Origin of the sequence: Paraburkholderia sp. Cpub6, assembly GCF_014201065.1 — a bacterium.
Lineage (GTDB): Bacteria > Pseudomonadota > Gammaproteobacteria > Burkholderiales > Burkholderiaceae > Paraburkholderia > Paraburkholderia tuberum.
Genome location: NZ_JACHDM010000001.1, coordinates 24,060 through 50,769, shown reverse-complemented (window position 1 = coordinate 50,769; position 26,710 = coordinate 24,060). Strand labels below are relative to the sequence as shown.

At 63.9% G+C, this 26,710-nt stretch carries 28 protein-coding genes; 19 read left to right on the top strand and 9 right to left on the bottom strand.

Annotation, left to right across the window (positions count from 1 at the left end; all coding sequences use genetic code 11):
• Nucleotides 1-73: 73 nt before the first annotated feature.
• Genes HDG33_RS00280 through HDG33_RS00270 form a run of 3 tightly spaced genes read right to left on the bottom strand, consistent with a single transcriptional unit; the run spans nucleotide 74 to nucleotide 3,060 of the window.
• Entirely contained in the window at nucleotides 74-820 is a 747-nt protein-coding gene (locus tag HDG33_RS00280; protein WP_184021006.1) for a phosphoadenylyl-sulfate reductase, read from the bottom strand.
• On the bottom strand, nucleotides 817-1,359 hold the full coding sequence (locus HDG33_RS00275) for a DUF934 domain-containing protein (RefSeq protein WP_184021004.1): 543 nt from the start codon (nucleotides 1,357-1,359) through the stop codon (nucleotides 817-819). The genes HDG33_RS00280 and HDG33_RS00275 overlap by 4 nt, the downstream gene beginning before the upstream one ends.
• Nucleotides 1,360-1,380: 21 nt before the next feature.
• The gene (locus HDG33_RS00270) at nucleotides 1,381-3,060 is read right to left on the bottom strand and encodes a nitrite/sulfite reductase (RefSeq protein ID WP_184021002.1); all 1,680 of its coding nucleotides are present in this window, start codon (nucleotides 3,058-3,060) and stop codon (nucleotides 1,381-1,383) included.
• Nucleotides 3,061-3,286: 226 nt separating this feature from the next.
• Here HDG33_RS00270 and HDG33_RS00265 point away from each other — a divergent pair, with 226 nt between their 5' ends.
• The 6 genes from HDG33_RS00265 to HDG33_RS00240 all read left to right on the top strand — a co-directional run bounded on the left by HDG33_RS00265 (nucleotide 3,287) and on the right by HDG33_RS00240 (nucleotide 8,440).
• Nucleotides 3,287-4,228 (top strand): CysB family HTH-type transcriptional regulator, encoded by a 942-nt coding sequence (locus HDG33_RS00265; protein ID WP_184020999.1) that lies wholly within the window; start codon nucleotides 3,287-3,289, stop codon nucleotides 4,226-4,228.
• Nucleotides 4,229-4,267: 39 nt separating this feature from the next.
• The gene (locus HDG33_RS00260; RefSeq protein WP_184020996.1) at nucleotides 4,268-5,437 is read left to right on the top strand and encodes an ABC transporter substrate-binding protein; all 1,170 of its coding nucleotides are present in this window, start codon (nucleotides 4,268-4,270) and stop codon (nucleotides 5,435-5,437) included.
• A 168-nt stretch (nucleotides 5,438-5,605) separates the two neighbouring features.
• A complete protein-coding gene (locus tag HDG33_RS00255) occupies nucleotides 5,606-6,145 on the top strand; it encodes a DUF302 domain-containing protein (RefSeq protein ID WP_260330274.1) in 540 nt (179 codons plus the stop codon).
• A 23-nt stretch (nucleotides 6,146-6,168) separates the two neighbouring features.
• Nucleotides 6,169-7,167, top strand: a complete 999-nt coding sequence (locus HDG33_RS00250; RefSeq protein ID WP_184020993.1) for a zinc-dependent alcohol dehydrogenase family protein — start codon at nucleotides 6,169-6,171, stop codon at nucleotides 7,165-7,167.
• A gap of 90 nt (nucleotides 7,168-7,257) precedes the next feature.
• Entirely contained in the window at nucleotides 7,258-8,022 is a 765-nt protein-coding gene (locus HDG33_RS00245; RefSeq protein ID WP_184020990.1) for a ParA family protein, read from the top strand.
• A 157-nt stretch (nucleotides 8,023-8,179) separates the two neighbouring features.
• Entirely contained in the window at nucleotides 8,180-8,440 is a 261-nt protein-coding gene (locus HDG33_RS00240; RefSeq protein ID WP_184020986.1) for a hypothetical protein, read from the top strand.
• A gap of 42 nt (nucleotides 8,441-8,482) precedes the next feature.
• Here the strand turns inward: HDG33_RS00240 and HDG33_RS00235 are convergent, their stop codons facing one another.
• The 6 genes from HDG33_RS00235 to HDG33_RS00210 all read right to left on the bottom strand — a co-directional run bounded on the left by HDG33_RS00235 (nucleotide 8,483) and on the right by HDG33_RS00210 (nucleotide 15,445).
• Complete coding sequence (locus tag HDG33_RS00235) at nucleotides 8,483-9,634, bottom strand: Gfo/Idh/MocA family protein (RefSeq protein ID WP_184020971.1); 1,152 nt, start codon at nucleotides 9,632-9,634, stop codon at nucleotides 8,483-8,485.
• Between the two features lie 44 nt (nucleotides 9,635-9,678).
• Nucleotides 9,679-10,728 carry a sugar phosphate isomerase/epimerase gene (locus tag HDG33_RS00230; RefSeq protein ID WP_184020960.1) on the bottom strand — a complete coding sequence of 350 codons (1,050 nt, stop codon included), beginning with the start codon at nucleotides 10,726-10,728 and terminating at the stop codon, nucleotides 9,679-9,681.
• Between the two features lie 67 nt (nucleotides 10,729-10,795).
• On the bottom strand, nucleotides 10,796-11,758 hold the full coding sequence (locus HDG33_RS00225; RefSeq protein ID WP_018419664.1) for a substrate-binding domain-containing protein: 963 nt from the start codon (nucleotides 11,756-11,758) through the stop codon (nucleotides 10,796-10,798).
• A 113-nt stretch (nucleotides 11,759-11,871) separates the two neighbouring features.
• Nucleotides 11,872-12,885, bottom strand: coding sequence for an ABC transporter permease (locus tag HDG33_RS00220; RefSeq protein ID WP_184020957.1), 1,014 nt, complete (start codon nucleotides 12,883-12,885; stop codon nucleotides 11,872-11,874).
• Entirely contained in the window at nucleotides 12,866-14,353 is a 1,488-nt protein-coding gene (locus HDG33_RS00215) for a sugar ABC transporter ATP-binding protein (RefSeq protein WP_184020954.1), read from the bottom strand. The genes HDG33_RS00220 and HDG33_RS00215 overlap by 20 nt, the downstream gene beginning before the upstream one ends.
• A 3-nt stretch (nucleotides 14,354-14,356) precedes the next feature.
• Nucleotides 14,357-15,445 (bottom strand): LacI family DNA-binding transcriptional regulator, encoded by a 1,089-nt coding sequence (locus tag HDG33_RS00210; RefSeq protein ID WP_184020951.1) that lies wholly within the window; start codon nucleotides 15,443-15,445, stop codon nucleotides 14,357-14,359.
• A 289-nt stretch (nucleotides 15,446-15,734) separates the two neighbouring features.
• On the opposite strand from HDG33_RS00210, the gene HDG33_RS00205 reads away from it, so the two are divergent.
• The 13 genes from HDG33_RS00205 (at nucleotide 15,735) to urtD (ending at nucleotide 26,689) form a co-directional block, all read left to right on the top strand.
• Nucleotides 15,735-16,388 carry a protein-L-isoaspartate O-methyltransferase gene (locus tag HDG33_RS00205; RefSeq protein ID WP_184020948.1) on the top strand — a complete coding sequence of 218 codons (654 nt, stop codon included), beginning with the start codon at nucleotides 15,735-15,737 and terminating at the stop codon, nucleotides 16,386-16,388.
• An 89-nt stretch (nucleotides 16,389-16,477) separates the two neighbouring features.
• Entirely contained in the window at nucleotides 16,478-16,801 is a 324-nt protein-coding gene (locus tag HDG33_RS00200) for a rhodanese-like domain-containing protein (RefSeq protein WP_018419659.1), read from the top strand.
• A gap of 396 nt (nucleotides 16,802-17,197) precedes the next feature.
• Nucleotides 17,198-18,019, top strand: a complete 822-nt coding sequence (locus HDG33_RS00195; RefSeq protein WP_184020944.1) for a hypothetical protein — start codon at nucleotides 17,198-17,200, stop codon at nucleotides 18,017-18,019.
• A 10-nt stretch (nucleotides 18,020-18,029) separates the two neighbouring features.
• Nucleotides 18,030-18,257, top strand: a complete 228-nt coding sequence (locus tag HDG33_RS00190; protein ID WP_184020941.1) for a hypothetical protein — start codon at nucleotides 18,030-18,032, stop codon at nucleotides 18,255-18,257.
• Between the two features lie 39 nt (nucleotides 18,258-18,296).
• Nucleotides 18,297-18,515, top strand: a complete 219-nt coding sequence (locus tag HDG33_RS00185; RefSeq protein WP_184020938.1) for a hypothetical protein — start codon at nucleotides 18,297-18,299, stop codon at nucleotides 18,513-18,515.
• Between the two features lie 82 nt (nucleotides 18,516-18,597).
• Nucleotides 18,598-19,050 carry a hypothetical protein gene (locus HDG33_RS00180; protein WP_184020935.1) on the top strand — a complete coding sequence of 151 codons (453 nt, stop codon included), beginning with the start codon at nucleotides 18,598-18,600 and terminating at the stop codon, nucleotides 19,048-19,050.
• 336 nt (nucleotides 19,051-19,386) lie between these two features.
• On the top strand, nucleotides 19,387-20,190 hold the full coding sequence (locus HDG33_RS00175; protein WP_184020932.1) for a hypothetical protein: 804 nt from the start codon (nucleotides 19,387-19,389) through the stop codon (nucleotides 20,188-20,190).
• A gap of 14 nt (nucleotides 20,191-20,204) precedes the next feature.
• Nucleotides 20,205-20,642 carry a hypothetical protein gene (locus HDG33_RS00170; RefSeq protein ID WP_090803378.1) on the top strand — a complete coding sequence of 146 codons (438 nt, stop codon included), beginning with the start codon at nucleotides 20,205-20,207 and terminating at the stop codon, nucleotides 20,640-20,642.
• Nucleotides 20,643-20,729: 87 nt separating this feature from the next.
• The gene (locus tag HDG33_RS00165) at nucleotides 20,730-21,041 is read left to right on the top strand and encodes a DUF4279 domain-containing protein (protein WP_260330304.1); all 312 of its coding nucleotides are present in this window, start codon (nucleotides 20,730-20,732) and stop codon (nucleotides 21,039-21,041) included.
• Between the two features lie 358 nt (nucleotides 21,042-21,399).
• A complete protein-coding gene (gene urtA / locus HDG33_RS00160; RefSeq protein ID WP_184020929.1) occupies nucleotides 21,400-22,698 on the top strand; it encodes an urea ABC transporter substrate-binding protein in 1,299 nt (432 codons plus the stop codon).
• 292 nt (nucleotides 22,699-22,990) lie between these two features.
• Nucleotides 22,991-24,625 (top strand): urea ABC transporter permease subunit UrtB, encoded by a 1,635-nt coding sequence (gene urtB, locus HDG33_RS00155; RefSeq protein WP_184020926.1) that lies wholly within the window; start codon nucleotides 22,991-22,993, stop codon nucleotides 24,623-24,625.
• Nucleotide 24,626: 1 nt separating this feature from the next.
• Nucleotides 24,627-25,826: an urea ABC transporter permease subunit UrtC gene (gene urtC / locus HDG33_RS00150; RefSeq protein ID WP_184020924.1), complete on the top strand. Its 1,200-nt coding sequence runs from the start codon at nucleotides 24,627-24,629 to the stop codon at nucleotides 25,824-25,826.
• The gene (gene urtD / locus HDG33_RS00145) at nucleotides 25,826-26,689 is read left to right on the top strand and encodes an urea ABC transporter ATP-binding protein UrtD (protein WP_184020922.1); all 864 of its coding nucleotides are present in this window, start codon (nucleotides 25,826-25,828) and stop codon (nucleotides 26,687-26,689) included. The genes urtC and urtD overlap by 1 nt, the downstream gene beginning before the upstream one ends.
• Nucleotides 26,690-26,710: the final 21 nt, after the last annotated feature.

Here is a 26,710-nt window from a genome sequence, read left to right as displayed (position 1 = left end):
AGCGCTGCTCGCACGGGCGAAAATATTCAGATCGGTTTCGGCGGTAATGCGCCGCAAGCTCGGTACGCGGCGCTCAGGCCGACGCGTTTTCGTTGCGCTCGACCGCAATCGGAGTAATCGCCGTGATATGCAAGCCGCATTCCTTCGTATCGCGCGACTCCCACCACCAGCGCCCCGCCCGGCTGTCTTCGCCGGGGCGGATCGCACGCGTACACGGCTCGCAGCCGATGCTCGGATAACCGCGCGCATGCAGCGGATTGACCGGCACGTCGAACGCACTAAGATAATCCCAGACTTCGGCTTCGGTCCAGTCCGCGAGTGGATTGAACTTGGCGATGTTGCGCGCGCCGTCGTGCTCTTCCTCGTGCAGCTCGGCACGCGTGACCGATTGCTCGCGACGCTGCCCGGTCACCCAGGCGCTGACCTCGGCAAGCGCGCGATTGAGCGGCTCGACCTTGCGGATCTCGCAGCAGCGCTTGCGCAGCTCGACGCTTTCATAGAATGCGTTCAGGCCGTGCCCGTTCACATACTGCTCGACCGCGGCCGCCTGCGGATGAAACTGCTCGATGTCGTAGCCGTAGCGCTCTTTCACGCGGTCGAGCATGCCGAGCGTTTCCGCATGCAGACGCCCCGTGTTCAGCGAAAAGATGCCGATCTTCACGCCGCGCGACAGGATCGCATGCGTGAGCAGCATGTCTTCGGCCGCGAGGCTGCTCGCGAGCTTCACGTTCGCGTGACGCGCAGCGATCGAGTCGAGCAGCGCGTCGAGACGCTCGACCTTCGCTGCGAGCTCCGGGCTCAACGATTGGGCGGCGCTCATGCCGGGACCTTGGCGGCGCCAGCCTGCGCGGCACGGCGGCGGAACAGCGGCGACGTGTCCACGGCGCCCTGGTACTGCACGCTAAAGTCGTCGAACGCTTTCAACGCGTCGTTGATGTCCTTGTCGGCGCGCAGTGCATACGCGTCGAAGCCGCAGCGGAACATGAACGCGATCTGGTCGCGCAGCACGTCGCCGATCGCGCGCAGTTCGCCCTTGTAGCCATAGCGCTCGCGCAGCAGACGGCCGATGCTGTAGCCACGGCCGTCGCGGAACACCGGGAAGTCCACGGCGATCAGCGCGAGCTTGTCGAAGTCGCCGACGAGGTCCGCCGGTTCGTTATCCGGCGCGAGCCACACGCCGATGTCGGCGGCTTGACGCGCGGCCACGAGCGCTTCACGCTCGGCCTGCCACAGCGCCAGCGGCACGATGACCTTGCCGGGCGGCAGTTCAGCCACTGCCGGCAAAGCGCCGTCTTCCGCGGCGCGCACGACGCTCCAGTCGTCGTTGACGATCGCGCGGTTCTTGATGATTGAAGCCATCTGTTCAGTATCCTTTCGCGGTTACGCGTGAGCCGGTTGACGCGCGGCGTACACGCGCTCCTTGAACGGCGCGATGCCGATGCGGGTGTACGTATCGATGAAACGCTCGCCTTCCTGGCGGTTTTCCACGAACGTATCGATCACCTTCGTCATCACGTCGGGCATTTCCTCGGCCGAGAACGACGGGCCGATCACACGGCCAAGGTGAGCCCCGGTCGCGCCGGTGCCCTGCTCGCCGCCGAGCGTCACCTGGTACCACTCGGAGCCGTCCTTGTCGACGCCCAGAATGCCGATGTTGCCGACGTGATGGTGACCGCACGCGTTGATGCAGCCCGAGATGTTCAGCGACACGTCGCCGAGGTCGTACACGTAGTCGAGATCGTTGAAACGTTCCTGGATCGCGAGCGCGATCGGAATCGACTTCGCATTCGCGAGCGAGCAGAAGTCACCGCCCGGGCACGAGATGATGTCGGTCAACAAGCCGATGTTCGGCGTCGCGAAACCCTGCGCCCTGGCCTTTTCCCACAGCGCGAACAGGTCGCGCTTCCTGACGTCGGCGAGGATCAGGTTCTGTTCGTGCGACACGCGGACCTTGCCGAACGAGTATTCGTCGGCCCAGTCGGCGACCGCGTCCATCTGCACGTCCGTCGCGTCGCCCGGCGCAACCGTGGTCGGCTTCAGCGACAGCGTGACCGACGCGTAGCCCGCCACCTTGTGCGGACGCACGTTACGCTCGACCCAGCGCGCGAACGCGCGGTTTTCCAGCAGATGCTTTTCGAACGGCGCATCGGTGTCCGGCAGCTTGTCGTAAGCGGGCGGCGCGAAGTATTGCGTCACGCGATCGACTTCGGCCTGCGTGAGCGTCGACGGGCCGTCCTTCAGGTGCTGCCACTCTTCTTCGACCTGCGCGGCGAACTTCTCCGGCGACAGCGCCTTCACCAGAATCTTGATACGCGCCTTGTACATGTTGTCGCGGCGGCCGTAGCGGTTGTACACACGCAACACGGCTTCGCTATAGGTCAGCAGGTGCTGCCACGGCAGATCGCGGCGGATCACCGCGCCGACGATCGGCGTGCGGCCCAGACCACCACCGGCGAGGATGTCGGCCACCAGTTCGCCCTGTTCGTTCTTGCGCAGATACACGCCCATGTCGTGGATCTGCACAGCCGCGCGGTCTTCCTTCGAACCCGACACCGCGATCTTGAACTTGCGCGGCAGCCACGCGAATTCGGGGTGGAACGTCGACCATTGACGCAGGATTTCGGCCCACGGACGCGGATCGACGACTTCGTCGGGCGCGACGCCGGCGAATTGATCGGCGGTGATGTTGCGAATGCAGTTGCCCGAGGTCTGAATGCCGTGCATCTGCACCGAGGCGAGCTTGCGCAGAATCTCCGGCGTTTCTTCGAGCTTGATCCAGTTGTACTGGATGTTCGAACGCGTCGAGAAATGGCCGTAGCCGCGGTCGTGTTCGCGCGCGATCTGCGCGAGCACGCGCATCTGGTCGCTGCGCAGGTTGCCGTACGGAATCGCGATGCGGTGCATGTACGCGTGGCGCTGGTAATACAGACCGTTCTGCAGGCGCAGCGGACGGAATTCCTCTTCGCTCAATTCGCCCGACAAGCGGCGGCGAACCTGATCGGCGTACTGCGCGACCCGTTCATCGACGATGGTCTGGTCGTACTGATCGTATTGGTACATTCGGGGGCCCCAGTTTTTTCGAAACTTGCGTGACACGCGACCGTCCGGATCGGCCGCGGCTTGAATACCGGCTTTGTCAGCTATCGCAAGCAAGCGTTTAGACCCATCGCTCATTTGCTTATAACAAATACAGATATCCATATTGAAAAAGATGGAGAGATCGTAATAAACTCGCCTTATATTTCAAACGACTAAAAAATTCTTTTTATATGCGGCGAGGTTATATATGAACCTGCACCAATTCCGCTTCGTCCGCGAGGCTGTGCGGCAGAACTTCAACCTCACCGAAGCGGCCAAGGCGTTATTTACGAGCCAGCCGGGCGTCTCGAAGGCGATCATCGAGCTGGAGGACGAACTTGGCGTCGAAATCTTCACCCGCCACGGCAAGCGCGTGCGCTCGCTGACCGAGCCGGGCCGCATCATATTGCAATCGGTCGAAAAAATCCTGCAGGAAGTGGAAAGCCTGAGGCGGGTCGGCAAGGACTTCGCGGCGCAGGACCAGGGCAATCTGACGATCGCCGCGACCCACACGCAGGCGCGCTACTCGCTGCCCGCAGCGATCGCGGAGTTCAAGAAGCGCTTTCCGAAGGTTCACCTTTCAATTCTGCAAGGCAGCCCGACCCAGGTCGCCGAAATGGTGCTGCACGACCAGGCCGACCTCGCGATCGCGACCGAGGCGATCTCGAACTACAAGGATCTGGTGTCGCTGCCCTGCTTCCAGTGGCACCACGTCGCGGTGCTGCAGCCCGACCATCCGCTGCTCGAGCGCAAGCTGCTGTCGCTCGACGACCTGACCCAGTACCCGCTGATTACGTACGACAACGCGTTCGCCGGCCGCACCAAGATCAACGAAGCGTTTCGCCTGCGCGGGCTGCATCCGGACATCGTGCTCGAGGCGATCGACGCCGACGTGATCAAGACCTACGTCGAGCTGGGCCTCGGCGTCGGCATCATGGCCGACATCGCGTTCAACGCCGAGCGCGACCGCCATTTGCGCGCGATGCCGGTCGGCCATCTGTTCGGCAGCAACGTGACGCGCGTCGCGCTGAAACAGGGCGCGTATCTGCGCAGCTACGTGTACACGCTCGTCGAGCTGCTGTCGCCGAGCCTGAGCCGCAAGCTGATCGAGCAGGCGCTGAACGGCGAACACGAAACCTATGAGCTTTGAACCGCTTCCATACCGCTCTCTCGCTACGGAGACCTTCCGATGAAGTTGCATAACAATAAAGTACGCAACACCCTGCGCGGCCTCGCGGCCGCGGCGCTGCTCGTCGCCGGCGCGGCGCACGCCGACCTGAAAGTCGGCATCGATCTGTCGTACACCGGACCGGCCGCCGTGATCGGCATCACGAGCAAGAACGCGATGCTGATGTGGCCGCAGACGATCGCCGGCCAGAAAGCCCACTACATCTTCCTCGACGACGCGTCCGACCCCGGCAACGCCGTGCGCAACATCCGCAAGCTGATCGACGAGGACCACGTCGACGTGGTCGTCGGCCCGAACATCACGCCGGCCGCGATGGCCGCGCTCGATCCGGTCGCCGACAGCCAGACGCCGATGATCACGCTGATCGGCTCGGCGATCGTCGTCGAGCCGCAGGAAGGCAAAAAGATCTGGGCCTACAAGATGGCGCAGACCGATAGCGCGATGGCCGACGTGATGACGCGCTACATGTCGAACCACGACGTGAAGACGGTCGGTTTCATCGGTTTCGCGGATGGCTACGGCGAAAGCTGGCTCAACGAGTTCAGCAAGTTCGCTGCGCTGCGCCATATCCAGCTGGTCGCGACCGAGCGCTACAACCGCACCGACGCCAGCGTGACCGGCCAGATCCTGAAGCTGATGGCCGCGAAGCCCGACGCGATCCTGATCGCCGGCGCGGGCACCCCAACGGTACTGCCGCAGCGCACGCTGATCGAGCGCGGCTACAAGGGCCCGATCTATCAGACGCATGGCATCGCGACGCCGGAGTTCATCAAGCTCGGCGGTAAAGACGTGGAAGGCACGCTGTTCCCGACGCAACCGGTCGTCGTCGCGCGCACGCTGCCGGCCGATCATCCGTCGAAGAAGGCGGCGCTCGCGTTCGTCGACGCGTACGAGGCGAAGCACGGCCCCGGCAGCGTCACGCAGTTCGCGGGCGACGCGGCCGGCGTGTACCCGCGCCTGCAGGACGCCGTCGCACGCGCGTTGAAGACCGCGCAGCCGGGTACGCCGGCGTTTCGCGTCGCATTGCGCGACGAGCTCGAACACGCGCATGAGCTGGTGGTGCCGAACGGGGTCGTCAATACGAGCCCGAAGGATCACGTCGGTCTCGATCAGCGGGCGAGCGTGATGGGCACCATCAAGAATGGCAAGTTTGTTTACCTGAGCCAGTAATCTGGCATCGGGGCGCCGATCAGGCGCCCCTGACGGCGGCTTCGCGAATGTGCAAGCCGCCGTTCGTTCAGCGGGCACCCCATCCGCTTTCTTTCGCCTTTCGGTAGAACTTCCCTTACAGCGCGTCCGCACGATCGGCCGCACCGCGCCGGCGAACGCCTACACTGCATGGATCCGCTTCTCCGTTGGCGCATTGCACGCATGCGACGCATGCTGCGTCACGGTCAACGCGTTGCCCGTCCGGCAGACCTGATCACGCGAACGCTGCCGGAGCACAACATCCGCACGGGAGGCATGATGGCCACCGCTTCGATCGCAGAGAACGCCAGCGCTGGCATCGTCACCGTTGCAAGCACCCATGCGGGCGACGCGACCGCCGAGCGTCTTCAAACCTTGATTCTGGAGCGAGGGCTGACGGTTTTCGCGTGCATCGATTTCAGCGGTGACGCTGGGCGCGAGGGACTGGCGATGCCGTTCAGCCGGCTCCTGATCTTCGGCAATCCCAAAGCCGGTACACCGTTGATGCAACTCGCGCCGACCGCCGCGCTCGATCTTCCTTTGAAGGTGCTCGTCTGGGAGGACGCGGACGGCCGTGCGTGGCTATCGTTCAACTCGACGGCCTATCTTCGTGAGCGGCATGGTCTGCCGGACGACTTGATGAAGCCGGTGAGCGGTGTGGCCGCCCTCGTCGATGCGGCCGCGCGGTAACGCGTCGAACCAAGGAGACCGCCATGTCCATGCACGCTCTGATCCTCAGCCAATACAACGGCCCGCTCGAATACACGCCGCTGCCCCGCCCGGAACCCGCTGCCGGCCAGGTCCTGGTGCGCGTCGCCGCGAGCGGCCTCAATCCGCTCGACATCAAGATTCGCGCGGGTGAGGCCGGGCATGCGCAACACCCGTTGCCGCTCGTCCTCGGTATCGACCTCGCGGGCACGGTGGAGGCGCTCGGCGATGGCGTCGGCGGGTTCGCTGTCGGCGACAACGTGTATGGCATGACTGGCGGCGTCGGCGGCATCCAGGGGTCACTCGCCGAGTACGCTGCGGTCGATGCCGCCCTGCTCGCCCATGCGCCGCGCAATCTGTCGATGCGCGAGGCCGCCGCGTTGCCGCTCGCGTTCATCACGTCGTATGCGGGTATCGTCGATCGCGCGCATCTGCAAGGCGGAACCAAGGTGCTGGTCCAGGGTGGCGCCGGAGGGGTCGGCCACATCGCCGTGCAACTGGCGCGCGCGCTCGGCGCCGACGTCTATGCAACCGCGAGCGCACACAATGCCGAGCTGGTGCGGCGGCTCGGCGCGACACCGATCGACTACCGCGCGCAGACGGTCGAACAGTATGTGGCGAGTTTGACCGATGGCGAAGGCTTCGATCTGGTCGTCGATACGGTAGGGGGGGCCTCGCTCGATGCGTCGTTCGCCGCGGTCCGGCATTTTGGGCACGTGGTCAGTGCGCTTGGCTGGGGGACGCATGCGCTTGCGCCGCTGTCGTTTCGTGAAGCCAGCTATTCAGGGATCTTCACGCTGTATCCGTTGCTGACCGGTCGATATCGCGCGCACTTCGGCGAGATGATGCGCGAAGCGACGCGGCTCGTGGAAAGCGGCGCGCTCGCGCCCGTGGTCGATGAAACACGGTTCGATTTACGCAGTGCGGACAAGGCCTATAAGCTCGTCGGCAGTGGGACTGGACGGGTGAAGGTGGTGGTCGACGTGGATACCGCGCAACGCTGACCCGGTCCGGAACAACCCATCGAAATCAGCGCCGTCACCCGACTCAGGTATGCTGGGCCCTTCGTAACCGCTTCCGTTCAAGGGGAGACCATGCGGCGCGTTGTATTCAATCAGAAAGGTGGCGTAGGCAAATCGACCATCGTCTGCAACCTGGCGGCCATCAGCGCGAGCGAAGGTCTGCGTACGCTGGTGATCGACCTCGACGCTCAGGCGAATTCGACCCAGTATCTGCTCGGCCCGCAGGCGAGCGAAGTCCACCCCACCGTCGCTGGCTTCTTCGAAACCGCGCTCGGCTTCAGCTTCAAACCCGTGGAAGCGACCTCGTTCATCCATCCGACGCGCTTCGAGAATCTCGACGTGATGCCCGCCCATCCCGACCTCGACACGCTGCACGGCAAGCTCGAATCGCGCTACAAGATCTACAAGCTGCGCGACGCGCTGAACGAACTCGACATGTACGACGCGATTTACATCGACACGCCGCCCGCGCTGAACTTCTACACGCGCTCGGCGCTGATCGCCGTCGAGCGTTGTCTGATTCCGTTCGACTGCGACGACTTCTCGCGTCGCGCGCTCTACACGCTGCTCGAAAACGTCAAGGAGATCCAGCAGGATCACAACCACGCGCTGCAGGTGGAAGGCATCGTCATCAACCAGTTCCAGCCTCGCGCGAGCCTGCCGCAAAAGCTCGTCGACGAACTGATCGGCGAAGGCTTGCCGGTGCTGGGGTCGCGCTTGTCATCGTCGGTGAAGATCCGTGAGTCGCATCAGCTGGCGACACCCGTCATTCATCTCGATCCGGGGCATAAGCTGGCGCAGGAGTATCGGGCGTTGCATCGGGAGTTGAGCGAGTAAGCCGGAGCGACGCGTTGCGCTGCCAGCAAGCGATGATCTTGCCGTCGCTGAGCGGGTCGTGGTTCATCGGGTGTTTTCGTCCGTAGTCCCCAACCGCATACCGTCGGCAAAATTGTTAAAGTAACGCTCTCGTCAATCAGCCGCCGCAGTCCCCATCATGCGCACCACCCGAGCCATCCACGCCGTCGAGCGCCTGAAAACGCGCAGCGGCAACCCGCGCTTCGCCGCGATCAGTCTGTCGGGCGGCCTGTTCTATCTGGTCGACAAATCGAGCGGAGCCGACCAGAAAGTGTCCGACCCGCTGACGCTCGACGACTTCGTCAAGTTCGTCGACGCGTACGGCCCGCAGAAGCCGCGCAAGGCCAGCAAGCTCGATATCGCGTTCGAAGCGCAGATCAGGAAAAGCAAGGGCGGTTGACGCTTCGGCAGCTTCGCCGACCTGGCGTTTTGTTGCAACGCTTCATGCCCCTTCCATCTGCACCCACCGCCCATCCGCCGCACTACTTTTCAGCACCGCGTCGATAAACCGCAAACCGTCGACGCCATCATCGACCGTCGTCAACAGCAGGCTCTCGGCTGGCGGCGCGCGACCATCGTTCAACGCATCGATCTGCAACGCCGCATCCTGGTACAACTGCGCGAACGCTTCCAGATAGCCTTCCGGATGCCCGGCCGGCACACGCGTAGCATGCGCGGCAACCTGACTATTCACCCGAGCGCGCGTCAATCGTTCGGCAGCGCCGCCCAACGGCGTGAACCACAAGGCGTTCGGCTCCTCCTGATCGAACGCGAGTCCTGCTTTCGTGCCATACACGCGCAAGCGCAGCGCGTTCTCCGCGCCGCTCGCCACCTGGCTCGCCCACAACATGCCGCGCGCGCCGTTCGCGTAACGCAGCATCGCCTGCACGTGATCGTCGACACGACGCCCCGGTACGAACGTGTGCAACTCGGCCGACAGCGCGCGCGGCATCATTCCCGTCACGAAAGCGGCCAGTTGATACGCGTGCGTGCCGATATCGCCGAGGCACCCGGCCGGTCCCGCCAACGCCGGATCGGTGCGCCAGCCCGCCTGCCTGTTCGCGCCGCCTGTTTCGACCGGCTCGGCGAGCCAGTCCTGCGCATACTCGACCTGCACGACGCGAATCTCGCCCAGTTCGCCATGTTCGACCAGCTCGCGCGCATGCCGCACGAGCGGGTAGCCCGAATAGGTATGCGTCAACGCAAACAGCCGCTTTTTTGACTGCGCGAGCTTCGCGAGCGCTTCGCCTTCGGCGAGCGAAACCGCGAGCGGCTTGTCGCAGATCACGTGGATGCCGGCTTCGAGAAACGCCGTCGCGACCGGCGCGTGCAGATGATTCGGCGTGACGATCGCGACCGCGTCGATGCCGTCCTCCCGCGCGGCCTCGGCGCGCGCCATCTCGCGCCAATCCGCATAGCTGCGCGCGATGCCCGCTTCGACGGCGCTCGCCCGCGCGCGCTCGGAATCGGAGGACAACGCGCCCGCCACCAGTTCGAAACGATCGTCGAGCCGCGCGGCGATCCGATGCACGGCGCCGATGAACGCGCCCTGCCCGCCGCCGACCATCCCCAGCCTGAGCCTTCTTCGCTGCATTGTTTGCGCTCCCATGTGTTGCGTCGGCTGTCACCGCCCGGCCGTCAGATGCCGAGCACGCTTTTTAACTGTGCGGTATCGACACCGCTTCCCGCGAAGTCATCGAACGCACGCTCGGCCACGCGGATGATGTGCCGGCGAATGAACTCCGCGCCTTCGCGCGCGCCGTCGTGCGGATGCTTCAATGCGCATTCCCATTCGAGCACGGCCCAGCCCGGAAAATCGAACTGCGCCATCTTCGAGAAGATCGCGCCGAAGTCGATCTGCCCATCGCCGAGCGAGCGAAACCGCCCCGCGCGTTCGACCCAGCCGCTGTAGCCGCCGTACACGCCCTGCTTGCCGGTCGGACGAAACTCCGCGTCCTTCACATGAAACGCCTTGATGCGCTCGTGGTAGATATCGATGAACGCGAGATAGTCGAGCTGTTGCAGCACGAAGTGGCTCGGGTCGTACAGGATGTTCGCGCGCGGATGCTGATCGACCGCCGCGAGAAAGCGCTCGAACGTCACGCCGTCGTGCAGGTCTTCGCCCGGATGCAGTTCGTAGCAGACATCGACGCCGGCTGCGTCGAACGCATCGAGAATCGGCGTCCAGCGGCGCGCGAGCTCTTCGAACGCGGCTTCGACGAGACCGGCCGGCCGCTGCGGCCACGGGTACAGATACGGCCACGCGAGCGCGCCCGAAAACGACACGTGCGTGCTCAGGCCCAAACGACGCGACGCCTGCGCCGCGAGCTTCATCTGCGCGATCGCCCATTCGGTGCGCGCCGCCGGATTGCCGCGCACCTGCGGCGCGGCGAAGCCGTCGAACAGCGTGTCGTAAGCCGGATGTACGGCGACCAGTTGCCCTTGCAGATGGGTCGATAGTTCGGTGATCGCGACGCCCGCGTTGTCGACGCTCTCGCGCAGTTCGTCGCAATACGCGTCGCTCGCGGCCGCCTTGTCGAGATCGATCAGGCGCGGGTCGCACGGCACCTGGATGCCCTTGAAGCCGAGACCCGCGGCCCAATCCGCGAGATGCCCGAGGTTGTCGAACGGCACGTCGTCGCCCACGAACTGCGCGAGAAAAATCGCCGGCCCTTTGATGGTTTTCATCGTACGGTTCCTCGAACTTTGCGCGCGGGCCGCGCCCGCGCGTGCTAGACGATGCTCGGCGCGCCGCTCAGAACGGCGAGTCGGGGAAATAGAACTGCTGGGCGTTTTCCTTGGTGATCAGCACCGACGGAATGATCGTGGTGGCCGGCAGCTTGTCGCCCTTCAGCCGCGCTTCGGCCGTCAGCTTGATCGCGTCGTAGATGAATTTCGGCGAGTACGACACGTCGGCCTTGATCATCGGCGCGCCGTCCATCACGTTCTTCACCATCCCCTTCGAGCCCGCGCCGCCGAACACGATCTTGATGTCGTTGCGCTTCGCCTGATCGATCGCCTTCAGCACGCCGACCGCCATGTCGTCGTCGGCGGCCCATACGGCGTCGATGTGCTTGAAGCGCGTCAGGTAGTCCTGCATCACCTTGAACGCGTCGTCGCGATTCCAGTTCGCGTATTTCGCGTCGAGAATCTTGATGTCCGGATAGTTTTTCATCACACCGGTGAAGGCGGTCCAGCGCTCGTTGTCGAGCGTGGTCGGAATGCCGCGCAGCGCGACGACGTTGCCCTTGCCGTCGAGTGCCTTCGCCAGGTACTCGGCCGGAATCTTGCCGAACGCGGTGTTGTCGCCGGCCACGTAGGCGTCCTGCGCGCTCGTGTTCGTCAGGCCGCGATCGACCACCGTCACGTACACGCCTTTCTTCTTCACCTGCTCGACCGGCTGTGTCAGCGTCGCCGATTCGTACGGGAAGATCACGAGCGCGTTGATCTTGTTGACCGTCACGAGATCCTGCAACTGGTTCGCCTGCTCGGGCGCGTTGGCGGCCGTTTTCACGATCACTTTCAGATCGGGATGCGCCTTCTCGAGATCCGCCTTCGCCTTGTTCGCCCACCAGACGATGCCGCCGGTGAAGCCGTGATCGGCCGTCGGAATCGCGACGCCCAGCGTGACCTTGTCGTCGGCGCGCGCCGCGCCGCTCGTGCCCAGTATCCCCAACGCCAGCACGCCGGCGCCGATCGCTCGAATGACTTGCTTCATGGTGTGTGTCTCCAATCATGAGGCGTTCGCTCGCCTCGATTTTTCGGACCTGCCGTTGGTTCAGCGCGCCTGCTTTGCTACGCCTGCTTTGCTGCGTTTTCTTCGCTGCGCCGCTAGCGCCGCCCACGCTGCACGAACGCGACGAAAATAATCACGACGCCCTGCACCGCCGCGTTCAGATACACGCTGATGATGCTGGTCAGGTTCAGGATGTTCGCGATCACCGACAGCAGGACCGCGCCGATCACGGTGCCGATCACGCGTCCCTCGCCGCCCTTGAGCGCGGTGCCGCCGACCACCACCGACGCAATCGCTTCGAGCTCCCACAACAGGCCCGTGGTCGGCGTGGCGGAGCCGAGGCGCGGCACGTAGAGCACGGTGGCCACGCCCACGCAAATCCCCAGCAGCACATAAGTGACGATCTTCACCGTATCGACGCGAATCGCCGCATAACGCGCGACCTGTTCGTTCGAGCCGATCGCCTGCACGTGCCGGCCGAACGCGGTGCGATTGAGGATCAGCGCGCCGCCGGCCGCGACCACGAGAAACACCCAGATCGGCACCGGCACGCCGAACAGGCTCGCGTAATAGACGGGACCGTAGAGGTCCGATAGCGAATCATTGAGCGTCAGCGCGCCGCCATCGGCGAGCCATGTCAGCACCGCGCGAAAAATCCCGAGCGTACCCAGGGTGACGATGAACGGCTCGATGCGCCCTTTGGTGATCAGCAGCCCATGCGCGCAGCCGAACAGCGCGCCGAGCACGAACGCCGCGACGATGCCGATCGTCACGATCACGAGCGGCGGCAACGCATGACCGGCGGCGCCCGCCGCGAGCCCGTTCATCAGCCAGATCATGATGCCCGCGATCAGCGCGGCCATCGAGCCGACCGACAGATCGATGCCGCCCGAGATGATCACGAAGGTCATGCCGACCGCGATGATGCCGATGAACGACGTGCGCGTGAGCACGTTCATCAGGTTGTCGAGCGTCGCGAAGTCGCGATTGAGCAGCGTGCCGACGATGCACAGCACGATCAGCCCGGCGAGCGGCCCGAGCGTGTAGAGCCGCTGCGCGACGCGCAGCGCGCGCCGTGATTGCACGGCTTCAGTGGATGCCGGTCGCATGAGCGATCAACTCCTCTTCAGTCAGATGCTCGAGCGTCAGCGTCGCTTGCAGATGTCCCGCGCGCATGACGGCGACGCGATGGCACAAGCCGATCAGCTCGACCAGTTCGGATGAAATGACGATCACCGCGCGGCCCTGCGCGGCGAGACGATGAATCAGGAAGTAGATGTCGCGTTTCGCGCCGACGTCGACGCCGCGCGTCGGCTCGTCGAGCACGATCACGTTCGGGTCGGGTTGCAGGAACTTCGCGAGCGCGAGCTTCTGCTGGTTGCCGCCCGACAGCATGCGCGCGCGGCTCGACAGGTCGCCGGTACGAATGCCGAATTCGCCGACGGCCTTCTGCAAGACCGCGCGCCCCGCTTTCATGTCGAGCAGCGGATGCGCGTAGCGTTCGAGCGTCATCAGCGTGACGTTGTCCTGCAGGCTCAGGTCGACGTGCAGACCCTTGCCCTTACGGTCCTCGCTCAGATACGTGAGACCGTGGCGCATCGCGTCGCGCGGGTTCTTCAGATCGACTGCCCGGCCGGCGATTTCAATCGTGCCGCCCGTGCGTTTGCGCAAGCCGATGATCGCCTCGAACGCCTCGGTGCGGCCCGCGCCGACGAGGCCCGCGAAGCCCAGCACTTCGCCCGCGCGCACCTCGAAGCTCAGATCCTCGACCCAGTCGGGCACCGTCAGGCCGTTCACACGCAACGCGATCGGCGTGTCGGCGGGCACCGTCTGTTTGTCGGGGAACATGTCGGACACGTCGCGCCCGACCATCAGGTTCGCCATCTGCTGACGCGCGAGCCCCGCGGTTTCACCGCGCGCGACGAAGCGGCCATCGCGCATCACGATCACTTCGTCGGTGATGCGCTCCACTTCATCGAGCTTGTGCGAGATGTAGACGATCGTCACGCCATCGGCCTTTAGCTTCAGCATCAGCGCGAAGAGCCGTTCGGTCTCGGCGGGCGTCAGCGTCGCGGTCGGCTCGTCCATGATCAGGAGACGCGCGCGGCGCGACAGCGCCTTCGCGATCTCGACCATCTGCTTTTCCGCGACGATCAGCTCGCGCACCTTCGTGTCCGGCGCGCGCTCGAGCCCGACCTGCGCGAGATAGCGCGCGGCGTCGCTGCGCATCGCGGCATCGTCGACTAACCAGCCGCGGCGCTTCTCGTGACCGAGGTACATGTTCTGCGCGATCGTCAGATGCTCGGCGAGGTTGAACTCCTGGTGGATCAGCACGATGCCCTGCGCCTCGGCGTCGCGTGAGCCGGCGAAGCGCTGCGCGTGGCCGTCGACCAGCACGCTGCCTGACGTTGCCGTTTCATAACCGGCGAGGATTTTCATCAGCGTCGACTTGCCCGCGCCGTTCTCGCCGAGCAGGCCGTAGATGCGGCCGGGTGCGAGTTCGAAGCTCACGCCGTGCAGCACGCGCACGGGCCCGAAGTCCTTGCGGATGTCGTCGAAACGGATCGCGAGGCTCATGGCTCACGCACTCCCACGGATCACGAGGCGATGCGGCAGCAGCACGCCCGGCACGTTGGCCTGCGGATTCGCGAGGCGTCGCAGCAGCAGACGCGCGGCGGTCTCGCCGAGCTCGCGCATCGGCTGCGCGATCGTCGTGAGCGGCGGATCGATCTGCGCGGCGAGCGAGATGTCGTCGAAGCCGGCCACGGCGACGTCGTCGGGCACGCGCTTGCCGACGCTGCGCAAGCCGTGGATCACGCCGATCGCGAGCGTGTCCGACACTGCGAAAATCGCGCTCGGCGCATCGGGCTGCCGCATCAACGCAGCCGCGGCCGAGGCACCCGCCTCGTAATCGAGGCTGTTCAGATTCATGCGCCAGCGCGGGTCGGGCGCGATGCCCGCGTCGCTCAATGCGTCGAGGTAGCCCTGCTGACGCTGGCGCGCATACAGATAGTCGACGTCGGAATTGATCAGGCCGATGCGCCGGTGGCCGCGCGTGAGCAGGTGGCGCACGGCGTCGCCGGCCGCGCGGTAGTTGTCGATGCCGACGTAGGGCACGCCCATCTGCGGATCGAACTCGCAGCACGCGACCCACGGCAGCGCCTGCGACGCCTCGCCGAGCGCCTGCTGGATGGTCGCCGGATCGAGGCAGATCGCGCCGTCCGCGCGGCGCCGCCGCAGCATGTCGAAGTAGCTGCGCTCACGCCCCGGGTCCGCGCCGGTGTCGCATAGCAGCATGAAATAGCCGTGCTGACGCGCGACGCTGTCGATACCGCGCACGATCTCCGCGTAAAACGGATTGCCGAAGTCCGGCACCATCGTTAGCAGCAGGCGGCTTTCGGCGGTTCGCAGATTGCGCGCAAGTTCGTTGACGCGGTAGCCGCTCGCGTCGATCGCGGCGAGCACCCTGTCGCGGGTAGCGGGCCGCACGTTCTCGTGGCCGTTCAGCACGCGCGACACCGTCGCGACCGATACGCTCGCCTGCTCGGCCACGCCGGCGATCGACGGGCCGTCTGCCGCGCGCGGCGAGCGCCTCTGCGGCTGAGGTTGCGGTTGACTGCTCGCGCCGGACACCAGGGCCGGCGACGATCGGGACGGCGTTCGGGACACACGACCTCGCAGCAGAAATGTAATCGATTACATTTTGTGGCGATGGCGATGCGAATCGCAAGGACGGATCGCTAGGGATTAACACGGGGGCCGCCCGGCCTGTCGCTTGCCCGCGAGCGGCCGGCGCGAGTCCGCCATTTGATACAATCCCGCAGTTCCCCTGACGCGGCTTGCGATGCGAATACCTTGCTCCGAAGCCGCGGCCGCCGGCAATCCGCCGGGGCCGGGTCAGGACAAAAGTCTGCGGCAGCCGCCGCCCGCTCGCCAAACCAAAACCGCCGAATCCACCATGAACATCGAGCAAGCGCGTTTCAACATGATCGAACAGCAGATCCGCCCCTGGGAAGTGCTCGACCAGGACGTGCTGAATCTGCTGTCGATCGTCAAACGTGAGAATTTCGTCCCCGCCGCTTACCGCGACCTGGCTTTTGCGGACTTCGAAGTGCCGCTGCCGGCCGGCCAGCACATGCTGGCGCCGCGCGTCGAGGCGCGCGTGCTGCAGGAACTCGCGGTGAAGAAGCACGAAAGCGTGCTGGAAATCGGCGCGGGCTCGGGTTACATGGCGGCGCTGCTCGCGCATCGCGCGCAACACGTGTTGACCGTCGACATCGAACCGGAACTGGCCGAGTTCGCGAAGAGCAACCTGATCGCCAACGGCGTGCTGAACGCCGAAGTCGCGACCGGCGACGCCGCGCGCGGCTGGAGCGGCGCGGCACCGTACGACGTGATCTGCGTGTCGGGCGGTCTGCCGGTGCTGCCGCAGGAAATCCTCGAACAGCTGAAGGTCGGCGGCCGTCTCGCGGCGTTCGTCGGCAGCGCGCCGGTGATGAAGGCGCAAATCATCACGCGCATCGACGAGAAGCAATACCGCATCTCCGACGTGTTCGAAACCTATGTCGAGCCGCTCGCCAACGCGGTGCAACCGGCGCGGTTCAGGTTCTAAGCGGCTCTTTTTCGCTGCGCTTCGCGCTGTATTGTTGATCTGGACGGGCGGCGAGTAAGCCGCCGTCCCACGAACTGGATGTCTCGCTGATGCAAAACCTGACCGCTCCCGCACTCGCCGAATGGCTCGCCGATACCTCACGCCCCGCACCCGTGCTGCTCGACGTACGCGAGCCGTGGGAACTGCAAACGGCGTCGATCGCCGGCATCGTGTCGATTCCGATGCGCGAGATTCCCGCGCGCAGCGAAGAACTCGATGACGACGCGCAGATCGTCTGCATCTGCCATCACGGTGCGCGCAGCGCGCAGGTCGCGATGTTCCTCGAATCGCGCGGACACACCAACGTGTTCAATCTGCAAGGCGGGATCGACGCGTGGTCGCGTCAGGTCGATCCGTCGGTTCCGACTTACTGAGATTCGGCGCGAAGGTAGCGCGTTGAAGCGGCGCAAGGGCTGCCGGTCCTTGCGCCGTTTGTCTTTGGTGCTGCGCCAGAAATGGTGGCGAACACCCCGCAAGATCGACGGCTTGCGGGGTGTTTTGTTTTTTGTGAGCGATCATTCAGCCCGTCATTGAGCAGGGACTAACGGTTGTTCGTGGACGTCCCTGCCGACCGATGACTATTGCGCACGCTGGCACAAGCAAGCGGAAGTTTTGGGCCGTCGCCCACATACGGACAACCGATCGCGCGGTGATTATCTGATCGCTGCCGATCCGGGCAGCGACTTCAAATAGATCGTCAACACGCCTATGTCCTTGTCAGTATTCGAGATGCACTCGTTGGAGATGTTCTGCCATAGGCCTCTGGGTGCATGTTATATGTGATCTGTGACGAGTGGCACTACAAGGCGTGCCTGCGCAAGGCAGCGGACGCCGAGAAGGCCAAAGTAGATACGCGGGAATTTCTCGGTATTGCCGAACTGAACTGTCGCGACTGGGGGGAGGACCCGGGGCTGGTCGAGCGCATCATGAAGCATCGCTGGCTGTGGTTTCATAATGTGCGGGACCGGAACCCCGAGACAGATGGCTGGTGGGTTATCAGTGCGCTTCTCGACGAGGTGCGCAGGGGCTCCCTGCTTGCCATTAAGGGGCGTCGTGCCGACCTGTTTTCGCAGTCACACGTCACGCCAATCAGGACTCTCGCGGCGAGGGCAGTCGATCTCACGAACGGCGGACCCATGTTGGTCGGCCCGTATCATCCGGCCACACGGCAAACGGGGTTGACAACCGCACGCGCAGCAATGCATGTCGGTAGCAGCGACGTGGGCGCCCTGCTCGAAGCGGCTGTCGACATGGTCGGTGCGCCGGCCGCTGAGAGTGACGCGAATAGCGCAAATGGCAGCGGCCTGGCCAATGATGGGCTCCCCTTAACGCTGCTCGGCGATACAGAGCCGTTCGAGTATAGGCAGGACGCGGTGAGTGATGACGCCGCGTATCTGGCCGGTATTGGCAGTCGCGGCGACATGTATGCATGCGACATCATTTCAGCAGAGTGCAAAGGGTCCGTGTTGCGTGAGTTTCCTGGCCAATACCTAAACTCAACACTGGACGATATTCAGAGCGGTGCGCAGGACGGGGTAAAAGATGCCCGGAAGGCGCTCAAGCTACTCAATGACGGAAGATTCAAGAAATAGGACGACAGCCATGCCTCATCCACTGTATGACCTGCTCGACAAGCTTGACGATGCCAAAATTCACTATTCCTTGAGCCGACAACGACTGGGTAGCGTGCTTCTTTCCATCACCGTGGTCGGCCAGCGCGTCGAAATTGATGTATTCGGCGATGGGCATATGGAAGTGTCTCGTTTTATTGGCCACGAAGACATCGAGGGTGGCGCGGAATTGATCGACTCAATCATTGCTCTTGGCTAAGCTCGCGCGTCCATCGCGAGCCTACAAAAGCGTCTCTGATTGACGTTTCATGGTGTTCAGGACCGGAACCCCGACACCGATGGCTGGTGGATCATCAGTGCGCTACTCGATGAGGTGCGCAGTGGCGCCCTGCTTGCCATCAAAGGTCGCAGTGCTGATCTGTTTCCGATTTTGCGCCTGATCCAATCAGCCCAGCAGCTTCATTATGAACTCGGCAGTGAGCTTCCCACGGGATTTCACGAGATCCGAACGGGCTAAAGACATGTTCAATCTGCGGTGACACGAGACAGTTCGAGGAGGAATTTTAACGATTAACGATCAGCGAGAAATCGAGCGCCGCTTGTCGGTACTTCGCGGCTTGGAATGGAGCAGCGTCAGTCGTGCAGCGGATATGCTTACCTTGGGTTTTGGTCCGAAGCACGGACCGAAAAGCTTTTATGGTGTAACCAGGCAGGTCAGCGCATGGGCTCTTCATATCCAGTGCGCCTGGACGCTGAGTGAGGCTGGCAAAATCATAGCAACTGAAGAGTCACTCAGGGGTCCCGACGAGGAGGCTAACGCGTTTGCACTGCGTATGCGGCAATTGTTAGCGCGGAATGGACCCATCATCGTCGAGAGCATATCGGCCAACTCGGACTGCGGCCTGGTCGTGTCTTTGTCGCAAGCGTTCCGTTTGATCGTCGCGCCGGACATAAAATCGGATCACGAGAACTGGCGGTTCTTCGAGTCGAAACGCGATGCGAAACATTTGGTGATTGAAGGCGGGACAGTCGCTCCAGAGGCGTTCGACTGAGCTACCTGAATCGGCTGTGGTATCGCGCGAACGGTCGGCCGTTTTCATGGTTCGTATCCGTCGAGTGTGCCGTCGAACCGACAACCGAAAGCATCATTCGTGCATCGGCACATCTGAATTGCGCAACTGAACCGCCACGTCCCCGCGGGCGCTTTTTTTCTGTTTCATCGAAAGCAGCCAAAATTTTGGGCCATCGCCCATGTACGGACAACCTGTCGCACGGTGATTATCTGATCGCTGCCGATCCGGGCAGCGACTTCATATAGATCGTCGACAATACCTATGTCCTTGTCCGTGTTTGAGATGCACTCCGTGGAGCTGCGCTGTTAGAGGCCCTTGGGTGCTTGTTATGTAATCTGTGACGAGTGGCATTACAAGGCGTGCCTGAGGAAGGCCGCCGACCTCGAGAGGGCCAAAGCAGATACCCGAGAATTTCTGGGCATTGCCGAACTGAACCATCGGGAGTGGGAACGGGACCGGGAGCTGATCAAAAGCATCGGGTGGCGTCTCTCCCTGGCGTTTCAAGCTTTGCGAGACCATGAACCCGACAGCGATGGATGGTGGGTCATCAGTGCGCTTTTCGCTGAAGTGCGGCGGGGCTCCCTACTTGCCGTTAAAGGTCGTCGTGCTGACCTGTTTCCGCCACCCCACCACACGCCGTTGAGGAGTCTCGCGGCGAGGGCAGTCGATCTCCCGAACGGCGAACCGATGCTGTGCGGCCGGTACGACCGAGGCGCCCGGCAAGCCCGGAAGTTCGCCGCACCCGCGGCCATGCCTGGAGGCAGCGGCTACGACGGCCTGCTCGACGCGGCGCTCGCCGTGGTCGATGCGCTCGCGGGCAAGGGCGAGGCCTCAACGCTGCTTGATGACGCGCAGCCCTTCGAGTACACACCTGATGCTGTCAACGGCGACTCCTTTGATATCGCCAAAACACCCAATGAAGGCGAACCCGGTACGTGGTATACCAACCCTGGTAGCGGGCAAATGCGCATGTTTGGAGACGACGGCAAACGTGTCGTTGACTTCGACTTTGATCACGATCACGGTCAGGGCGTACCTCATGCCCACAACTGGGCAATCGATCCGCTTAGCGGGAAACTCAGGCGCGGCCCCGGCCTACCGTTTTCGTTGCTCCCCTAATCGACGGAGATGAAATGGAAAAGTCAAATTACGCAAACGTGCGGGATCTCCAGAATCTCCCCAGCTTCCACGACGCGGAGCTCTTTCGGATTGAGCACCGTCGCGATGAGAGCGAGTTGGAGCTTGGATTTAAGCGTGTCAATGGTGAAATGGAGGTTCTGCTTTTCAAGCAGGTGATTTCACTACGGATGCTGGACTTCGCAGAGCAAAATGTTGTCTCGCGCGTATTGCTGTCGCCGAAGCATTCATTTTCTGTCAGCGATGTGAGGACAATTATCGGATGGATCCGTAGTTGGACCGACTCCAAACCCGCGCTTGTATCTCAGGAGCAGGCAGAAAACATCACTCAGGACATACTGACAGGAAAGGCGACTCTATTCGCACTTGATCCCTCATGCGGAGCTGAAGTAGCCGTTCTGTGCGAGTCGGTTTGGCTACGGCAACACGATTAGTCAGCGTACAAGTATTAACCGCCTATGCACCACAGCCAAACTTCTGCATCAGACGCGAGCGCGGACGCCGGAGCATAAGCATCTTTCCTGATAACCGGAGATGCCGTATCACCGGAATTCTGGACCGAGTACTTTCAGATATCCCCCGACACAACCATCGTCAAAGGAAAGTCATTTACTCTCCGGTCCGGAAAGTCCAGTAAGGCTATGGGGAAAACAGGTCTCTGGGAGCTAAGCAGCGAATCGACCGTGCAAAGCGATTTGCTGGAGCCGCATTTGCGGTATCTCATTGCTCGGCTTGGTATGCCCCGCGAAGAAGCATTGTCCATTTCCCCGGCCTGCGCCCGTTCGCTCATGTCGGGCCTCCTTGTTCCGCATCACACTGGTCGTCCGATGTAGCCAGAGCGCACGTCATGCACAAAGACGCGGCGCCCCGATGCCGCCCATGCACCGCCGATGCCCAGCGCGCGCCAGCGGCGCTTCGCTGGCGGCGAAGTGCGCTTCGTCGCGGCGCGACACGCACCCGAACGAGGCGCGGCGCGCGCGACTGCACCACTTTCGCGCCGCGGCATCGATGCCCCGACGCGCAGCCCTCTCGCCGATAGCCGCGCCGCAACGGGCATCGCACGCGCATCGCACCGAATGTGTCACATGGCATGTGCCTTGCAGTAGACGATCGGCTAGTCGTGCGAGCTCAGCCAGGCTGGCTGAAATCGACGCTCATAAACAGTGACCATCAATGACAAGGGGAAAGCACATGAAACGTCGCAGTCTGTTGAAGTTCGGCTCCATGTCCGGCGCGCTCGCGCTCGCGGGCCGTGTGCCGTTCGCGCACGCGCAGTCCGATAGCGGCCCGATCAAGGTGGGCATCCTGCATTCGCTGTCCGGCACGATGGCGATCTCCGAAACGTCGCTGAAAGACACCGCGTTGATGACGATCGCCGACATCAACAAGAACGGCGGTGTGATGGGCCGTCAGATCCAGCCGGTGGTCGTCGACCCCGCGTCGAACTGGCCGCTGTTCGCCGAGAAGGCGCGCCAGCTTCTGACGCAGGACAAGTGCGCGGTGGTGTTCGGCTGCTGGACCTCGGTGTCGCGCAAGTCGGTGCTGCCGGTGTTCGAGGAACTGAACGGCCTGCTGTTCTATCCGGTGCAGTACGAAGGCGAGGAAATGTCGCGCAACGTGTTCTATACGGGCGCTGCGCCGAACCAGCAGGCGATTCCCGCGACCGAATACCTGATGAGCGCCGAAGGCGGCGGCGCGAAGCGCTTCTTCCTGCTCGGCACCGACTATGTGTATCCGCGCACGACCAACAAGATCCTGCGCGCGTTCCTCAAATCGAAGGGCGTGCAGGAAGCCGACATTCAGGAGGTCTATACACCGTTCGGCCACAGCGACTATCAGACCATCGTCGCGAACATCAAGACCTTCTCGCAAGGCGGCAAGACCGCGGTGATTTCGACCGTGAACGGCGATTCGAACGTGCCGTTCTACAAGGAGCTCGGCAACCAGGGGCTGAAGGCGTCGGATGTGCCGGTCGTCGCGTTCTCGGTCGGCGAAGAGGAGCTGCGCGGCATCGATACGAAGCCGCTCGTCGGCAATCTCGCGGCCTGGAACTACTTCATGTCGTTGCGCAATCCGACTAACGAGAAGTTCAAGAAGCAATGGGCCACGTGGGTCAAGGACAACAACCTGCCGGGCGGCACGAAGCGCGTGACCAACGATCCGATGGAAGCGACCTTCGTCGGCATGCATATGTGGAAGCAGGCGGTCGAGAAAGCAAAGAGCACCGAGGTCGACAAGGTGCGCGTCGCGATGGTCGGCCAGACTTTCGCCGCACCGTCGGGCTTCACGCTGGAGATGGACGGCAACCACCATCTGCACAAGCCGGTGATGATCGGCGAGGTACGCGCGGATGGCCAGTTCAACGTCGTGTGGCACACCAAGGGACCGATTCGCGCGCAACCGTGGAGCCCGTTCATCGCCGGCAATGCTGGCAAGCCGGATGTGGTCAGCTCGATTCCGGCGTTCCTGCGGCGCTCGCGCGTCGCATGACGTGTCGGCGTGAGCCTCGTTGCGGCTCGCCGGCGGCGGTGTCGCGCGCGGGTCACCGCGCGGGTATCGCCGCTCCGGTCGCGACGCGCGACCTGCGTGCCGACGCGCGCGCGGCTCGCGCGTGACCCGGACGCCCTGCGCTTCGCGCCGCCGCCGCGCGTTCGCCGCGTCGCGCGGCGTGACCGCGCACGCCAATGCGCGGCAACGTCCCGCTGAAGCGGCGGCGACGTCTGACGCGACGCCCTCGCGCTCTCGAGCGGGTCATCGATTCAACCCAGTGCAAAAGGCCATCATGGCGTTTTCATTTCCGACTTCCGTACGACGAGGCGGCGCGACGCTCCTGCTGCCGCTCGCGGTCCTTCTCGCCGCCGCGCCGGGCGCCGCATTCGCGCTGACCCAGGCCGACGTCGCGCCGCTCGCGGGCGACGACTTCGAGGCGAAGTCCGCCGCGATCGACAAGCTGATCTCGACGCACGATGCCGCGTCGCTCGCGGTGCTCAAGGCGCTCGCCGACGACAACGCGCTCGCCACCGACGCAGGCGCGGTACTGCTGCAGGACGGCGACGCCACCCGCGATGCCGTCACCGGCCAGCCCGTCGCCACGAGCGACGCGCAACCGGTCACGCTGAACAACCTGCTGCGCTCGAAAGTGGCGGGCGCGCTGTCGGGTCTGCAACTCGCCTCGCCCGACCAGACGACACGCGCAGCCGCCGTCGATGCGCTGCTGCAAAACCCCGATCCGTCGATCAAGCCACTCGTCGACGCGGCGCGCGCCAAAGAAACCGATCCCGCTCTGAAGAAACGTCTCGACACGCTGTGGGCGATGAGCGCATTGCACGACCCGGATCCGGCCAAGCGCCTCGAAGCGGTGCAACTGGTCGCCGCGCGCCACGACCTCGAAATGAATGAACTGCTGCGCCCGCTGGTCGCGAAGAAAGCCGACGGCACGTTTGCCGAACCCGGCGAACGCGTGCGCGCGGCCGCGCAAAGCGGCATCGATGAGCTCGATGCGCTACAGCGCCGCAGCCAGATCGCGGGCACGCTGTTCGCGGGGCTGTCGCTCGGCAGCGTGCTGCTGCTCGCCGCGCTCGGCCTCGCCATCACATATGGCCTGATCGGCGTGATCAACATGGCGCACGGCGAATTCCTGATGATCGGCGCGTACGCGACCTATGTCGTGCAGAACCTCGTTCAGCGTTTCGCGCCCAATGCGTTCGACTGGTATCCGCTGCTTGCGATACCGGCCGCGTTCGTCGCGGCGGCGCTGGTCGGCATCGTGCTCGAACGGCTCGTGCTGAAGCACCTGTACGGCCGCCCGCTCGAAACGCTGCTGACCACCTTCGGCGTGAGCCTGATCCTGATTCAGGCCACCCGCATGCTGTTCGGCGCGCAGAACGTCCAGGTCGTCAATCCGTCGTGGATGAGCGGCGGCGTTACCGTGCTGCCGAATCTGATCCTGCCGTACAACCGGCTCGCGATTCTCGCGTTCTCGATGATCGTCGTCGCGATCGCGTGGGCCGTGCTCACGCGCACGCGGCTGGGTCTGTTCGTGCGCGCGGTCACGCAGAACCGTCGCATGGCCGCGTGCGTCGGCGTAAAGACCGCGCGCGTCGATTCGTATGCGTTCGCGTTCGGCGCGGGCATCGCGGGGCTCGGCGGCTGCGCGCTGTCGCAGATCGGCAATGTCGGGCCGGACCTCGGCCAGAGCTACATCATCGATTCGTTCATGGCGGTCGTGCTCGGCGGCGTCGGCCAGCTCGCGGGCACCGTGCTCGGCGGCTTCGGGCTGGGACTCGTCAGCAAGGCGATCGAACCGTTCTGGGGCGCGGTGCTCGCGAAGATCGCGGTGCTCGTGCTGATCGTGCTGTTCATCCAGAAGCGTCCGCAGGGCATGTTCGCCTTGAAGGGCCGTAGCGCGGAGGCATGAGATGACATCGGCTACTTCATCGGCAGACCCCGCTTCCGCTTCGTCGTCGCGCGCCGGTGCCGCTGGCGCTGGCGGCGCGCGCGAGTCCAACACCGGCTTCGCGCTCGGCCTGCCACCGCGGCCCGCGCTGTTGTCGCGTCGCGCGTGGCTCGCGCTGATCGCGCTGATCATCGTGTTCGGCCTCGGCGTGCCGTTCGCCGCGCTGGTGATTCCGGAGACGAGCGCCTTGCATCTGTCCGCGTATGCGATGACGCTGACCGGCAAGTTCATGTGCTATGCGATCGCCGCGCTCGCACTCGATCTGGTGTGGGGCTACTGCGGCATCCTGAGTTTGGGTCACGCTTTGTTCTTCGCGCTCGGCGGCTACGCGATCGGCATGTACCTGATGCGCGCGATCGGCCACGACGGCAAGTACGGCAGCGATCTGCCCGACTTCATGGTGTTTCTCGACTGGCACCAGTTGCCGTGGTACTGGCAGGGCACGCAACATCTCGGCTACGCGCTCTTGCTCGTCGTGCTGGTACCCGCCGTGCTCGCGTGGGTGTTCGGCTTCTTCACGTTCCGCTCGCGCGTGAAGGGTGTCTATCTGTCGATCATCACGCAGGCCATGACCTTCGCCGCGATGCTGCTGTTCTTTCGCAACGAGACGGGCTTCGGCGGCAATAACGGCTTTACCGACTTCAAGCGCATCGGCGGTTTTCCGATCACGCATCAGGGCACGCGCGCCGCCTTGCTGCTTATTACGTTCGCGGTGCTGATCGCCGCGTTCATCGGCGCGCGTGCGATCGTCACGTCGAAGCTCGGCCGCGTGGTGACCGCGGTGCGCGACGGCGAAACGCGGCTGATGTTCCTCGGCTACAGCCCGCTCGCGTACAAGCTGTTCGTGTGGACCGTGTCGGCGGTGCTGTGCGGCATCGCGGGCGCGTTGTACGTGCCGCAGGTCGGCATCATCAATCCGGGCGAGATGTCGCCGGGCAACTCGATCGAAATGGCGATCTGGGTGGCGGTCGGCGGACGCGGCACGCTGATCGGCCCCATCATCGGCGCGTTCGCCGTGAACGGTGCGAAGAGTTTCTTCACGGCGAACTTCCCCGAATACTGGCTGTTCTTTCTCGGCCTGATCTTCGTGCTGGTGCCGCTGCTGCTGCCGAACGGCATCATGGGGCTCGCCGATCTGCTGACGCGTAAAAGGAACCGCTGATGAACGAAAACCCGATGGTTCCCGATCTGGCTTTACCCGAAGCACCACCGGAACGCTCGCTGAGCGGCGTCGCGAGCATGGGACACGCGGTCGTGCCCGGCGAGATCGACGTATCGCACGGCACGATCCTCTACCTCGAAGACGTGACGGTCAGCTTCGACGGCTTTCGCGCGCTGAACGCGCTGTCGCTCGCGATCGACGCGGGCGAACTGCGCTGCATCATCGGCCCGAACGGCGCGGGCAAGACGACGATGATGGACGTGATCACGGGCAAGACCGCGCCCGATCACGGCAAGGTGTTTCTCGGCCAGTCGATCGATCTCACGCGCATGAACGAACCGGCGATCGCGCGCGCCGGCATCGGCCGCAAGTTCCAGAAGCCGACCGTGTTCGAGCAGCATCCGGTGTGGGAAAACCTCGAACTCGCGATGAAGACCGACAAGGGCTGGTGGGCGTCGCTGCGCGCGCGGCTCGATGGCGACGCGCAGGCCCGCATCGAGGAAACGCTCGCGCTGATCGGGCTGGAAAGCGAAGCGCGAAGGTTCGCCGGCGAGCTATCGCACGGCCAGAAGCAGCGCCTCGAGATCGGCATGCTGCTGATGCAGCAACCGGCGCTGCTGCTGCTCGACGAACCGGCGGCCGGCATGACCGATGACGAAACGATGCAACTCGCCGAATTGCTCAACCACCTGCGTGGCACCTGCTCGATGATGGTCGTCGAGCACGACATGGAGTTCGTCGCGGCGCTCGCGGGCGACGCAGGCAAGGTGACGGTGATGGCCGAAGGCCGCGTGCTCGCGCACGGCACGCTCGACGAAGTCAAGCGCGACGAGACGGTGATCGAGTCTTATCTAGGCCGCTGATTGCTGCTGGAAGCGGCACCG